Below are 12381 nucleotides of genomic sequence, written 5' to 3' on the forward strand. Positions count from 1 at the left end.
CGCAGGCGCGGAACCCCGGTGTTCGAGAGCTGGCCCCGGCGTTCGAAAGCGGTCGCACCCTGGGCGCACAATGGCCGGGTGGACGAGCCCCTTCCCGTCATCCGCGCCGTCGACCACGGCACCGCCAAGCTCATGCCCGACATCGACCGGGCGCGCGCCTGGCTGCTGACCGTGGACGGGGCGCCGCAGTCGTACGTCGACCTCGACGATCCGACGCACCTCGAATTCGAGTACGCGCGACGCCTCGCGCACGTCCTGGACTGCGTGGGCGACGAGAGCGCGCCGCTGGACGTACTGCACCTCGGCGGCGGGGCGCTGACCCTGCCCAGATACCTCGCGGTCACCCGTCCGGGCTCACGGCAGGACGTGGTCGAGGCCGACCGCGGTCTGCTGGCGCTCGTCACCGAGCGGCTGCCGCTGCCGTCCGGTCCGGGAATCTCCGTGCACGGGGCCGACGCGCGGCAGTGGCTGGAGCAGGCTCCGGCGGACTGCGCGGACGTGGTGATCGCCGATGTGTTCGGCGGCTCGCGGGTGCCCGCGCATCTCACCTCCCGCGAGTACGCCCGGTCCGTGAACCGCGTCCTGCGCTCCGGCGGGATCTACGCGGCGAACCTCGCCGACGGTGCGCCCTTCGCCTTCCTCCGCTCCCAACTGGCCACGTTCGCCACCGTGTTCCCTGAGCTGGCGCTCATCGCCGAACCCGGAGTGCTGCGCGGCCGCCGCTTCGGCAACGCCGTACTGCTGGCTTCGCACACCGGCATCGACACCCCCGCCCTCGCCCGCCGTACCGCGTCCGACGCGTTTCCGGCCCGCGTCGAGCACGGCGAGGCCCTGCGCCGATTCATCGGTGACGCCACGGCCGTACGGGACGAGAACGCGGTCGCCTCACCGCAACCGCCGGACGGGGCCTTCAGCATCGGCTGAGGTGCCTGCCGCGCCACCGGTGGGGCCAACGCTCACGCCTCGTGCGTCCGGCCGCGGAAGCGCCGGTGCAGCTCGCGTACCTGCTCGGCGAGAGCGGGGACCGGCCCCTCCACGGGCAGGCCCGGGACGACCTCACCGACCGGCAGCGTCCGCACGGGGGACGGCGGAACGCCCAGCTCGCCGAGCCAGGCCGTCGTCTGCTCGGAGGAGCTCACGTACACGATGCGCCCCAGCCCGACCCAGCCGTGCGCCGCCGCACACATCGCACAGTGCTCGCCCGAGGTGAACACCGTGGCCGCCGCCCGGGCTTCCGGGGTCATGTTCTCGGCAGCCCAGCGGGCCAGCGCGAACTCCGGATGGCGCGTCGGGTCGCCCGTCGTCACCTCCCGGTTGCGGTCCTCGGCGAGCACGCTGCCGTCCGCCGCGACCAGCACGGAACCGAAGGGATGATCACCTGCTTCCACCGCCTCGGCGGCGAGCTCGACACAGCGGCGCAGATGCCGCAGCTCGGCCTCGGTGCGTTCGTCGTGCGTCACGGTCACTCCGTTCGTCGGCCGGACGCCCGCTAGAGCGATTCCCGGGTGTGGAGGTCGGTCCCGGTCGCCGTCGCGGAGCCGGTCCCGGCCACGGTCGCGGCAGCCGCGGTGGGCGCCGTGAGGTGACCGGCTATCCGCTTCGTGCGTCGCGTCAGGTTCCGTACGTCCGGGACCAGCAGCACCAGCGCCGTCACGACCACGATGAGCGCCGCACAACCCCACAGTGCGCTCTGGCGGCCGAACACGCTCTCCGCGGGGCCGGCCAGGGCGGTCGAGAGCGGGAGCATCGCCGTCGACCCGAACCAGTCGTACGCGGAGACCCGGGACAGCTTCTCCTCGGGGATCTCCTGGTGCAGCGTGGTCATCCAGGCGACGCCGAACACCTCGATGGCGACACCGCTCACGAACATGACCACCATCAGCGCGCCGATCGACACCGGCACGGCGAGCGCCGCCGAGGGGAGTGCCAGCGGGAACACGCACAGCGTGCCGGCGAGCAGCATGCGCCGCGGCTTCCACCGCATCATCAGCAGCGCGCCGCCCAGCGTGCCCGCTCCGAACGCCGCCAGCGCGAGTCCCCAGGGCCGTGCCCCGCCCAGCGACTCCTCGGCGACCAGCGGCCCGTACACCGCGTCGGCCGCACCGACGACCGCGACCACGACCGAGAACTGCGCCACGATCGACCACAGCCAGGGACGGCTGATGACCTCCTGCCAGCCGTCGCGCAGATCGGCCAGGAGTCCGCCGCCGGGCTTCCTCGCCGGTATGTGGCCGACGTCGAGGAACGCGCGGAGCGCACCCGCGACCGCGAAGGCGGCGGCGTCGATGGCCAGCACCCACCCCGGCCCGACCGCGGCGATCATCGCGCCGCCGAGCGCCGCGCCGCCGATCCCCGCTCCGTGCATCGCCATCCGGAAGAGCGCGAACGCCTTGCTCGCCTGCTCGCCGGTGACGCTCGACATCAGCATGCCCTCGGCGGCCGGGTTGAAGAACGCCTGCCCGGTGCCGCAGAGCGCGGTGAGCAGCATCATCTGCCACAGCTGCGGTTCCCCGGCCAGCACCAGTACGGCGAAGGCCGCCTGCGACACGCAGTTGAGCGCGTTGGCGGCCACCATCACCCGGTGTCGCGGCAACCTGTCCGCGATCGCGCCGCCGATCAGCAGGAAGAGGACGAGCGGCAGGGTGCGGGCCGCGGCGACCAGGCCCACGTCGCCGCCGTCGCCACCCGACTCCAGCACGGCGAACGCCGCCGCGATCAGCGCACCGTGGGTTCCCAGATTGGTGACGATCGCGGCGGCGGTCAGCAGTGAGTAGTTGCGGCCGGCCCATTCGGGGCGGCGGTGGAGGAGCGGCGTACGAGAAGTCACCCGGGGACTATCGCTGGCGCCGCCCCTCCTTGCCAAACCGGATTCAGGACGCCGGGGCGTCGGCCAGCCGCACGGTGCCGAGGATCTTCTGAATCGTCGCGTCCGGGATCTCGCCCGCGACGCCCTTGTTGGCGTAGAGCACCCAGGAGGCGAAGTTGCCTTTGGTGTTCTTGAAGGAGAAGGCGATCGACTTGCCGTCGGTGTCGCACTTGTCCTTCTTCTGGACTCCGACGGCGGTGGCCGTCGCGACATGGCCGCTCAGCCCCGACTTCGTCGTGTAGGGCTGCGCCTTGGTGACCTTGACCGTGCCCTTGGGCTCGGTCTGCGCGTAGGCGGCCCAGGACCAGTTGCCCGCCTCGTTGTAAGCCGCCTCGGCCGTGTCCTTGGCGCCCTGGCCGCCCTTGGTCCCGGTCGCGCCCAGACCCGAGTCCTCGGCCTTGCCGTCCAGGTCGGAGTCGACCGAGCACCACTTGCTCTTGAAGTAGGCCGGGGCGGTCATCATGACCGCGGGCGAACCGTCGCCCTTCTTCTCGTCCTCGAACCCGGTGGCGACGCCGGCGCTCGCCACCTCCCAGTCCGCGGGCACGTCGAACTGCGTGCCGTGCTTGGGGTTGGTGACGACCTTCCAGCCCGCGATCGTCGGCTTGGCCCCGTTGGAGCCGTCGCGCGGGTTGTCGGTGGGGGACGGGGCCTCGGCCGGCTCCGTCGGCGACGTCGACGGCTTCTTGTGGTCCGCGACGTCCTTGCCCTTGTCGTCGTCCTTCAGCACGACGGCGCCCGTGATGAGGGCCGCGGCGACGACGGCGGTGGCGGCGATGATCGCGACGAGGACCGTCTTCTTCTTGTCCTGGGACGGGCCGGGCCCGCCCGGGTGCGGCGGACCGGGAGTGGCGTACTGCGGCACGGTCGGCTGCTGGTAAGGGTTCGGCTGCTGGGGACCCTGCTGCGGATACCCGGGCTGCTGCGGATAGCCGGGCTGTTGCTGGTGTCCCGGCTGCTGGTATCCCGGCTGCTGGTAGGGATTCGGCTGCTGGTATCCCGGCTGCGTGTACGGGTTCTGGTCCTGCGGGTTCTGCTCGCCCCCGGGCGGCTGCTGTCCTGGCCACATGGCCAGTAACCATAGAGGTGCGGGGTGTTCGGTGGCACGCCCGCCCCCGTGAGGGGATGGCGAAGTTCCGCTACTCGTGGGTAACATCCCGTGTCATGAGTGCAGACCAGAAGTCCGTCGGCGAGCTGCTCGCCGCCACGGTCCCCATGGCCAGGACCCTCAACCTGGAGTTCCTGGAGACCACGGCCGAGCGCGCCGTGGTGCGTATGCCGGACCAGCCCGACTACCACAACCACGTCGGCGGACCGCACGCCGGCGCGATGTTCACCCTCGCCGAGTCCGCCAGTGGCGCGATCGTGCTCGCCGCCTTCGGCGACCAGCTGTCCCGCGCCGTGCCGCTCGCGGTCCGGGCGGAGATCGGCTACAAGAAGCTCGCGATGGGCGTGGTCACCGCGACCGCGACCCTCGGCCGCCCCGCCGCAGACGTCGTCGCGGAGCTGGACGCCGGCGGGCGCCCCGAGTTCCCGGTCACCGTCGCGATCACCCGTGACGCGGACGGAGCGGTGACCGGCGAGATGACCGTCGTCTGGACCCTGCGTCCGAACAGCTGACATCCACGACATGTGAGACACCGTGAGAGTGCCCCTCGCGTCCGGCTCCGGAGGCGAGGGGCACTGTTGCCTCCGAGGTAGGCTGCCCGGCGTGCGCCGCAGGCAGCGCGCCGGGCGGCCCAGCCCGATCACACACGGGCACGGCCGCGCCCACCGACCACGGGCCAGGGCCGCCGACAACGGGAGGATCCAGCGTTGCACGTCCAGGAGTGGCTCGAGACCGTGCCGGCCATGGCCGTCTACGTCCTGGTGGGGGTGGTCATCGGGCTGGAGAGCCTCGGGATCCCGCTGCCGGGCGAGATCGTCCTCGTCAGCTCCGCGCTTCTTGCCTCCCAGCACGGCGACATCAACCCCTGGGTGCTCGGCGCCTGTGCCACAGCCGGCGCGATCATCGGCGACTCGATCGGATACGCCATCGGGCGCAGGGGCGGCCGGCCGCTGCTGACCTGGTGCGGCGGGAAGTTCCCCAAGCACTTCAGCGCGGCCAACATCGCGCTCGCCGAGCGGTCCTTCCAGAAGTGGGGCATGTGGGCCGTGTTCTTCGGCCGCTTCGTGGCGCTGCTGCGGATCTTCGCCGGTCCGCTGGCGGGCGTACTGCGCATGCCGTACTGGAAGTTCCTCATCGCCAACGTCTTCGGCGGCATCCTGTGGGCAGGCGGTACGACCGCCGTCATCTACTCGGTCGGTGTCGTCGCCGAGGCCTGGCTCAAGCGCTTCTCCTGGCTGGGGCTCGTCCTGGCCGTGCTCATCGGCGTCACGTCGATGCTCGTCCTGAAGAACCGGGCCAAGAAGGCCGCCGAGCGTGCGCAGTGCGAGCCCGGCGCCGAGACGCCCGCCCCCGCGGACGTCTCCGCCGAGGCATCGCCTACGGTGCAGGTCGGCGCGGCCCAGAAGTAGGACGCGGCCCGGAAACAGGGACGAGGAGAAGACGATGGCGGAGCGCGAGCGGGCACTGATCTCAGGAGTGGGCGGGAAGGAGCCGCACATCGCTCCGGAGGCGTTCACCGCGCCCACGTCCGTCGTGATCGGCGAGGTCACCATGGAGGCCGGTGCGAGCGTCTGGTACCACACCGTGCTGCGCGCCGACTGCGGTCCGATCGTCCTCGGCGCCGACAGCAACATCCAGGACAACTGCACCGTGCACGTCGACCCCGGATTCCCCGTGACCGTCGGCGAGCGCGTCTCCGTCGGCCACAACGCCGTCCTTCACGGCTGCACCGTCGAGGACGACGTGCTCGTCGGCATGGGGGCGACCGTCCTCAACGGCGCCCACATCGGCGCCGGTTCGCTCGTGGCGGCGCAGGCCCTCGTCCCGCAGGGCATGCGGGTGCCGCCGGGCTCCCTGGTCGCCGGTGTCCCCGCCAAGATCAGGCGCGAGCTGACCGACGAGGAGCGCGAGGGCATCAAGCTCAACGCCGCGATGTACCTGGAGCTGGCGAAGAACCACCGGGCCGCGGTCGAGGGCTGACCGCCCGATCCGTGGATGACCTCCGGTGCCGCGGGTAGTCGCAGCGCGTGGAGGAACGCAGGCCGACCCGGAAGGCTCAGCCATGACCACCCCGAACGAACCAGCACCTGACGGGCCCGCGCCGGTACCGAGCGGCCCCGATCCCGTGCCGCGTGACCCGCAGCCGCCCGGGCCGGAGCCCGCGCGGCCCCCGGATCCGGAGCCGGAGCCGGGCACCCGTCCGCTGCCCGAGCCGCCCGACTGACGGCCACCCGTCTGACCGTGTGCGCTTCGTCACCGATTGCAGACGCTGGGTGATCGGCGCAAGGTGGATACGCCAGTCCACCCCCCCACACTGAAGGGACCACCGTCATGGGCAAGGCAAAGGCCAAGGCGAAGCAGGCCAAGGGCAAGATGAAGGAAACCGCCGGCAAGGCCATGGGCGACCGTGAGATGCAGGCGGAGGGCCGTGGCGAGCAGATGGCGGGCAAGGCCCGGGAGGCCACGCAGGAAGCCGCCGAGCGGATGAAGCGGCCCCAGCGGTAAGTCGCCTGTGCGTCTGCTCGCAGACGCCGCTCGTGACCCGGGCGGCCGCACCCGCACTCCGCGCGGTGCGGCCGCCCCGGCACGTCCCGCCGGTGTCATCGCACCCGCTCCCGCCCGGCCGACGACACCTCACGCGCTGCCGCATCGCCTGGCGTCACGTCACCCGCTGTCGCCTGCCTGGCGTCGTCTCACCCGCTGCCGCCTGCCTGGTGTCGGCTCACGCGCTGCCGCACCGCCGGGCGTCACGCCACCAGCTGCCGCTCGACGGCGGTGTCACCATCACGCGCTGCCGCACCGCCGGGGCGTTACGTCACCCGCCGTCGCCCGCCCGGTGTCACCTCACGAGCTGCCGCCCGCCTGGCGTCGTCTCACCCGCTATCGCCTGCCCGGCGTCACGTCACCCGCTGCCGCCCGCCTGGCGTCGTCTCACCCGCTATCGCCTGCCCGGCGTCACGTCACCCGCTATCGCCTGCCCGGCGTCGTCTCGCCCGCTGCCGCCCGCCTGGCGTCGTCCATCCCGCTGCCACCCCGCCGTACGCTCCCGCGGATCCGGCGCTTCAGGTCGTCGAACCACTGGCTGCCCTTGGGCCGCTCCGTGGCGTGCCGGTCGAGTTCCTCGATCAGCCGTTCGGAGCGCTTCTCGACGTCCAGTTCGTCCAGGATGCGGTCCGCCTCCGCCAGCAGTGCGCCATGGAGCTGCCAGTGCTCCGTGTTCTCGCGCACGCCGGCCAGCAGCAGCGCGGCGACCCGGTTGCGGCTGGCGCGGCCGGCGGCCAGCTCGCGTGACAGCCGGGCCTCCGCCTCCGCGCCGTTCGCCGAGGCCTGGGCGGTGATCAGCTCGGCGAAGGCCCCGATCGCGTCGGACAGATGCCCGAACAGCTCCTGCAGCCCGGCGGTCACAGGAGGCGGGAACAGAGTCCCTGCCGACCGGGTCTTGGCGAGGTCGGTGAGCGTACGGCAGGACACCCGCAGGATCACCGCACAGATCTCCAGCGCGTCCAGCCCCGTACGCAGCACGAGCCGCGACAGCAACGGCTCCTTGACCCGGGGATTCAACCGCAGGCTGTCCTCCGCCTGGCGCAGCGCCGCGTCCACCTCGACGATGTCATGGTCGAGACGCCGCGCCTCGTGCAGCCGGGCCGCGGCCTGCGCCACCGTAGTGTGGTCGCCCAGCTCGTCGGCGATGTGCGCCAACAGCCCCCGCATCCGGGAGGCGAGGTCCGTGATCGCCGCACTCGCGTCGCCCACCCATACGGGCGGAACGAAGAGGATGTTGAACAACAGGCCCACCACGGCGCCGATCAACGTCTCCAGAATGCGGTCCCAAGCCGTCGCCGTCACCTGGGTCACGCCCAGGACGAGCATGGCGCTGATGGCCACTTCGGGCACGAACTCGCCGACCTTCACGAACCGGCCGATCACCAGCGACGCGAGGATCACCAGCCCGAGACTCCACCAGCTGAGACCCACCAGGGCGCTGAAGCCGATCGCGATCAGCACGCCCGCCACGACGGAGTTCACCCGCCGGATGCCGGTGGTCAGCGTCGAGTAGAGGGTGACCTGGACGACGAGGAGCGCGGTCAGCGGTGCGGTGAGCGGCGCTGGCTCGCTGCTCAGCTGGAGGGCCACGACGTAGGAGATCACCGCGGCCGCGGTGGAACGCACCGTCTGGACGACGGCCGGTTCCCGGTGGCGTCGTACGAGATCGCGGAGTGGTTCGCTGGCTTCTGCCACCCTCTGCCCTTCCCTCGTCGCGCGTGTGCCGGTCTCCCACCCCAGACTGCCGTGTGCCTCGACGACCGCAATTCCACGCGCGCCGGGCCCGACGTGGGGCGAAGATCACAGCACAGCTGCCGGGAGACCTGCCGCCCGGCCGACTAGCGTGTCCGGGTGCCGGAAAAAAGGAACACGTTCTCCTCACTGAGCGCCTGGCGGCGGCGGGTGCTCGCGCGTGCCGTACACCGCGGCATGCGCTGGGTACAGGAAGCGGGAGCGGTCACCGCGGAGCAGCCCGGGGCGCTGCGATTCCGCAGGATCGGCCCCGGGACGCGGCTGGCGTTCCCGCAGGGAACCGTGTTCGGCGAGGCGTGGATCGAGCTCGGTGACCACTGCATCATCGGCGAACAGGTGACGCTGACCGCGGGCATGATGCCGGATCTCGACCTCGGGCCCGACCCCATCCTCACCCTCGGCAACGGTGTGGTCCTCGGCCGCGGCAGCCATGTCATCGCCGACACGACGGTGACCATCGGCTCCGACACCTACTGCGGCCCCTACGTCTACATCACCTCGACCAACCACAGCTACGACGACCCGCACACGCCCGTCGGCAAGCAGTGGCCGCGCGCCGAGCCCGTGGAGATCGGGCCGGGGTGCTGGCTGGGCACGGGCGCGGTGATCCTGCCCGGGGCACGGCTCGGCCGCAACGTGGTCGTGGCGGCGGGTGCGGTCGTCCGCGGCGAGGTGCCCGACCACGCGGTGGTCGCCGGCGCGCCCGCCAGGATCGTACGGAGCTGGGACCCGGAGCAGGGCTGGCAGCCGCCGCTGCGGACGCCCGCGCCGGTGCCGATCCCGGAGGGTGTGACCCCGGAGCAGCTCGTCGCTCTCGCGGAGCTCGAAGAGCGCTGATCAGCCGTTCGGCCGAATCAGCCCGTCGCCAGCAGCACCGTGCCGACGAGGGCGAGTCCGGCACCGGCGGCCTGTACCGCGCGCAGGCGCTCCTTGAGCACGCCCCGGGCCGCGAGCGCCGTCACCACGGGGTAGAGCGAGGCGAGCACCGCGGCGACCGCGACCGGGCCGTGCTGCGCGGCGATCGCGTACGTACCGTTCGCCGCGACGTCCGCCAGTCCCACGAAGGCGAGGGCCGGCAGCGAGGCGCGGACCGTCCGCAGCCCGCCGTCCTCCGGCAGCGCCCGGCCACCCCGCTTCACCGAGACGTACAGCGCCGCGCCGCCCACCGTCACGTTGGTGACGCGCTGCACGAACAGCGCGAGGAAGAGCCCGGTGAGCGTGGTCGACGCCTCGGCGATGAGCGCCATCACGGACCCGAAGCCGAAGGCCGCGAGCAGCGTGAGCAGGACCGCCTGCCGCTGCACCGGTGCGCCGCGCAACTCGGGGCCGCCCGCCAGCAGTACCCCGACCACCGCCACGCCGATGCCCGCGAACTGCAGCACCCCCGGCCGCTCACCGAGGAGCAGCCCCACCGAGACCGGCACGATCACGCCGAGGGAGCCGAGCGGGGACACGACGCCCATCGGCCCGAGCGCCAGGGCCTTGTAGAAGCTCAGCATCGCGACCGGGCCGACGACGCCGGCCGCCACCGCGTACCAGAGCTGGGGGCCGGTCTCGCTCCAGCCGCCGGTCGCGACGACGACCGCGCCGAGCACGACCACGGCGATCGTCTGTGAGACCACGACGACCGTCAGCGCCGGCACGCGTCGTGTGAGCAGCCCGCCGCCGAAGTCGGCCAGCCCCCACAGGAGGCTGGTGGCCAGGGCGAACAACGCTGTCATGGGTGCCTCGCAGTACAGTTCGGTGAACGATCGGGTGCACCACACCGTAGTGCAATGTGTTGAACTATTCCATTGATTATATTGGACGGAATGTGTCGGACCTCGACCAGCTCACGCAGTCGCTCGCCCGCAATCTCAAGCGCTGGCGCGGTGAGCGGGGCTTCACGCTCGACGCCCTCGCCGCCCGCTCGGGCGTCAGCCGCGGCATGATCATCCAGATCGAGCAGGCGCGCACCAATCCGAGCGTCGGCACGACGGTGAAGCTGGCCGACGCCCTCGGCGTCAGCATCACCACGCTCCTCGACTACGAGACGGGCCCCCAGGTCCAGCTCGTGCCTCGCGAGCAGGCCGTCCGCATGTGGTCCACCCCGGGCGGCAGTTCGACGACGCTGCTCGTCGGCACCGAGGCCCGCGGTCCACTCGAACTGTGGGCCTGGACGCTGATGCCGGGCGAGGAGAGCGCTTCCGATCCGCATCCGGACGGGACCGTCGAACTCCTCCATGTCACCGCGGGCGAACTCACCCTCGTGGTCGACGGGAAGCCGTACGCCGTGCCGGCCGGAACCTCCGCGACCTACGAGGCCAATGTGCCGCACACCTACCGCAACGCGGGCACGGAGACCGTCGAGATGACCATGGCCGTCTCCATTCCGCCCGTCCGCTGAGACGGCTCCTCGCACCGGTCCCGTCCGCTGTTAGCGTGCTTCGTATGCGCGCACCCATCGGAAACTTCGACGAGGCCCGGCCCGCTCCCGACTGCCTGGACCTCCTCACCCCGCCGGTCGCCGATGCCGTGCGGTCCTGGCACGGCGACGTCCCGGCCGATCAGCTGCTGTACGTCGACACCGACCCGGCGATCGCCGACACCGCGGTCTTCGTCGAGCACCACGGCGCCGACCTCCTCGACTCCTCCGCCAACTGCGTCGTGGTGGCGGGCAAGCGCGGTGGCGAGTCGACCCTCGCCGCGTGCCTGGTCCTCTCCCGGACCCGGGTCGACGTCAACGGCGTCGTGCGCAAGCAACTCGGTGCCCGCAAGGCCTCGTTCGCCCCCATGGACCTCGCCACGGGCGAGACGGCCATGGAGTACGGCGGCATCACCCCGATCGGGCTCCCCGCGGACTGGCCGCTGCTGGTCGACTCCGCGGTCGTCGACACCGAGTGGGTGCTCATCGGCAGCGGACGGCGCCGCGGAAAGCTGATCGTGCCCGGCAAGGTCTTCGCCGGGCTGCCGGGTGCCGTGGTGCTGGAGGGGCTCGGCACCGGCTGAGCGGGAGGCCCCCGGGCCGCTATCGCAGCGTGGGGAACTCGATCGCGGGACAGCGGTCCATCACCATGTCGACGCCCGCCGCCCGCGTGCGGTCGTACGCCGCTTCGTCGATCACCCCGAGCTGGAACCAGACCGCCTTGGCGCCCTTGGCGACGGCTTCGTCGGCGACCTCGCCCGCGAGTTCGCTGTTGACGAAGACATCGACGACGTCGACGTCGAAGGGAACGTCGGCCAGCGAGGCGTACCCCTGCTCTCCGTGGACCGTCTCGGCCTTCGGGTGCACCGGCACGATGCGCTTGCCGTAGGCCTGGAGAACCCGGGCGACCCCATGGGCGGCACGGGACTCGTTGTTCGACAACCCCACCACGGCCCATGTGTCACCGCTGCGGGTGAGGATTCGCCGGATCGTCTCTGCGTCTGCGTACATACCCGCCACAACCCATGGCCCGCGCGGACCATTCCCGGCCGCGGCATAGGCTGGCCGGATGCAGGAGCAGTACCGGACGGTGGCCCGTGAGGGCGTGCACGAGACCGAGATCAACCGATCGCGCTTCATCTGCGCGCTCGCGCCCGCCGCGACCGAGCAGGAGGCCCAGGACTTCGTCGCGCGCATCCGCAAGGAGCATCCGACCGCCACCCACAACTGCTTCGCGTACGTCATCGGCGCCGATGCCGCGGTCCAGAAGGCGAGCGACGACGGCGAGCCCGGCGGCACCGCGGGGGTGCCGATGCTGCAGATGCTGATGCGCCGTGAGGTCCGCTACGCCGTGGCCGTCGTGACGCGCTACTACGGCGGAGTCAAGCTGGGCGCAGGCGGACTCATCCGCGCCTACGGCGGCGCGGTCGGCGAGGCGCTCGACGCTCTGGGCACCGTCACGCGGCAGCGCTTCCGGCTGGTCACGGTGACCGTGGACCACCAGCGGGCGGGCCGGCTGGAGAACGATCTGCGCGCGACCGGGCGGGCGGTGCGGGACGTGCGCTACGCCGAGGCGGTCACGATCGAGGTCGGGCTGCCGGACGCCGATGTCGGCGCCTTCCGGGCATGGCTCGCGGACACCACCGCGGGGACGGCGGAGCTGGAGCTGGGCGGGGAGGCGTACGGCGACGTCTGAGCGGCGTGCGG

The 12381-nt window shown here is 71.9% G+C and carries 15 protein-coding genes; 9 read left to right on the forward strand and 6 right to left on the reverse strand.

What is annotated here, in order from left to right:
- The first annotated feature begins 78 nt into the window (after window positions 1-78).
- Entirely contained in the window at window positions 79-924 is an 846-nt protein-coding gene (locus ACIQMR_RS32690; protein WP_401395047.1) for a spermidine synthase, read from the forward strand.
- 32 nt (window positions 925-956) lie between these two features.
- Here the strand turns inward: ACIQMR_RS32690 and ACIQMR_RS32695 are convergent, their stop codons facing one another.
- From ACIQMR_RS32695 to ACIQMR_RS32705, 3 genes are read right to left on the reverse strand one after another with little or no spacing between them, the layout of a single operon-like run.
- Window positions 957-1460 carry a nucleoside deaminase gene (locus tag ACIQMR_RS32695; RefSeq protein WP_401395049.1) on the reverse strand — a complete coding sequence of 168 codons (504 nt, stop codon included), beginning with the start codon at window positions 1458-1460 and terminating at the stop codon, window positions 957-959.
- A 29-nt stretch (window positions 1461-1489) separates the two neighbouring features.
- Window positions 1490-2827: an MFS transporter gene (locus tag ACIQMR_RS32700; protein ID WP_401395051.1), complete on the reverse strand. Its 1338-nt coding sequence runs from the start codon at window positions 2825-2827 to the stop codon at window positions 1490-1492.
- Window positions 2828-2870: 43 nt separating this feature from the next.
- Complete coding sequence (locus ACIQMR_RS32705) at window positions 2871-3935, reverse strand: hypothetical protein (RefSeq protein ID WP_401395054.1); 1065 nt, start codon at window positions 3933-3935, stop codon at window positions 2871-2873.
- Between the two features lie 95 nt (window positions 3936-4030).
- Here ACIQMR_RS32705 and ACIQMR_RS32710 point away from each other — a divergent pair, with 95 nt between their 5' ends.
- The 4 genes from ACIQMR_RS32710 (at window position 4031) to ACIQMR_RS32725 (ending at window position 6479) form a co-directional block, all read left to right on the forward strand.
- Entirely contained in the window at window positions 4031-4486 is a 456-nt protein-coding gene (locus tag ACIQMR_RS32710) for a DUF4442 domain-containing protein (protein WP_401395057.1), read from the forward strand.
- 195 nt (window positions 4487-4681) lie between these two features.
- Window positions 4682-5383 carry a DedA family protein gene (locus ACIQMR_RS32715; protein WP_401395060.1) on the forward strand — a complete coding sequence of 234 codons (702 nt, stop codon included), beginning with the start codon at window positions 4682-4684 and terminating at the stop codon, window positions 5381-5383.
- A gap of 34 nt (window positions 5384-5417) precedes the next feature.
- Complete coding sequence (locus ACIQMR_RS32720; RefSeq protein WP_401395063.1) at window positions 5418-5954, forward strand: gamma carbonic anhydrase family protein; 537 nt, start codon at window positions 5418-5420, stop codon at window positions 5952-5954.
- 351 nt (window positions 5955-6305) lie between these two features.
- Window positions 6306-6479: a CsbD family protein gene (locus ACIQMR_RS32725; RefSeq protein ID WP_401395065.1), complete on the forward strand. Its 174-nt coding sequence runs from the start codon at window positions 6306-6308 to the stop codon at window positions 6477-6479.
- A 462-nt stretch (window positions 6480-6941) separates the two neighbouring features.
- Here the strand turns inward: ACIQMR_RS32725 and ACIQMR_RS32730 are convergent, their stop codons facing one another.
- The gene (locus ACIQMR_RS32730) at window positions 6942-8213 is read right to left on the reverse strand and encodes an aromatic acid exporter family protein (protein ID WP_401395068.1); all 1272 of its coding nucleotides are present in this window, start codon (window positions 8211-8213) and stop codon (window positions 6942-6944) included.
- 156 nt (window positions 8214-8369) lie between these two features.
- Here ACIQMR_RS32730 and ACIQMR_RS32735 point away from each other — a divergent pair, with 156 nt between their 5' ends.
- The gene (locus ACIQMR_RS32735; protein ID WP_401395071.1) at window positions 8370-9107 is read left to right on the forward strand and encodes an acyltransferase; all 738 of its coding nucleotides are present in this window, start codon (window positions 8370-8372) and stop codon (window positions 9105-9107) included.
- A gap of 17 nt (window positions 9108-9124) precedes the next feature.
- On the opposite strand, the gene ACIQMR_RS32740 is transcribed toward ACIQMR_RS32735, so the two are convergent.
- The gene (locus ACIQMR_RS32740; protein WP_401395072.1) at window positions 9125-9991 is read right to left on the reverse strand and encodes an EamA family transporter; all 867 of its coding nucleotides are present in this window, start codon (window positions 9989-9991) and stop codon (window positions 9125-9127) included.
- Window positions 9992-10083: 92 nt separating this feature from the next.
- Here ACIQMR_RS32740 and ACIQMR_RS32745 point away from each other — a divergent pair, with 92 nt between their 5' ends.
- Window positions 10084-10656, forward strand: coding sequence for a helix-turn-helix domain-containing protein (locus tag ACIQMR_RS32745; RefSeq protein WP_401395075.1), 573 nt, complete (start codon window positions 10084-10086; stop codon window positions 10654-10656).
- 44 nt (window positions 10657-10700) lie between these two features.
- A complete protein-coding gene (locus ACIQMR_RS32750; RefSeq protein WP_401395078.1) occupies window positions 10701-11258 on the forward strand; it encodes a YbaK/EbsC family protein in 558 nt (185 codons plus the stop codon).
- Window positions 11259-11277: 19 nt separating this feature from the next.
- Here the strand turns inward: ACIQMR_RS32750 and ACIQMR_RS32755 are convergent, their stop codons facing one another.
- Complete coding sequence (locus tag ACIQMR_RS32755) at window positions 11278-11685, reverse strand: CoA-binding protein (RefSeq protein ID WP_401395081.1); 408 nt, start codon at window positions 11683-11685, stop codon at window positions 11278-11280.
- A 58-nt stretch (window positions 11686-11743) separates the two neighbouring features.
- On the opposite strand from ACIQMR_RS32755, the gene ACIQMR_RS32760 reads away from it, so the two are divergent.
- Window positions 11744-12370, forward strand: a complete 627-nt coding sequence (locus ACIQMR_RS32760; protein WP_401395083.1) for a YigZ family protein — start codon at window positions 11744-11746, stop codon at window positions 12368-12370.
- Window positions 12371-12381: the final 11 nt, after the last annotated feature.

It is taken from the genome of Streptomyces sp. NPDC091376 (assembly GCF_044757085.1).
GTDB lineage: Bacteria > Actinomycetota > Actinomycetes > Streptomycetales > Streptomycetaceae > Streptomyces > Streptomyces pratisoli.

What these genes read in the sequence shown, in the direction of transcription:
- ACIQMR_RS32705 (WP_401395054.1), bottom strand. Translation starts at nt 3,935, where the DNA reads ATGTGGCCAGGACAGCAGCCGCCCGGGGGCGAGCAGAACCCGCAGGAC.
- ACIQMR_RS32710 (WP_401395057.1), top strand. Translation starts at nt 4,031, where the DNA reads ATGAGTGCAGACCAGAAGTCCGTCGGCGAGCTGCTCGCCGCCACGGTC.
- ACIQMR_RS32720 (WP_401395063.1), top strand. Translation starts at nt 5,418, where the DNA reads ATGGCGGAGCGCGAGCGGGCACTGATCTCAGGAGTGGGCGGGAAGGAG.
- ACIQMR_RS32725 (WP_401395065.1), top strand. Translation starts at nt 6,306, where the DNA reads ATGGGCAAGGCAAAGGCCAAGGCGAAGCAGGCCAAGGGCAAGATGAAG.
- ACIQMR_RS32740 (WP_401395072.1), bottom strand. Translation starts at nt 9,991, where the DNA reads ATGACAGCGTTGTTCGCCCTGGCCACCAGCCTCCTGTGGGGGCTGGCC.
- ACIQMR_RS32750 (WP_401395078.1), top strand. Translation starts at nt 10,701, where the DNA reads ATGCGCGCACCCATCGGAAACTTCGACGAGGCCCGGCCCGCTCCCGAC.
- ACIQMR_RS32755 (WP_401395081.1), bottom strand. Translation starts at nt 11,685, where the DNA reads ATGTACGCAGACGCAGAGACGATCCGGCGAATCCTCACCCGCAGCGGT.
- ACIQMR_RS32760 (WP_401395083.1), top strand. Translation starts at nt 11,744, where the DNA reads ATGCAGGAGCAGTACCGGACGGTGGCCCGTGAGGGCGTGCACGAGACC.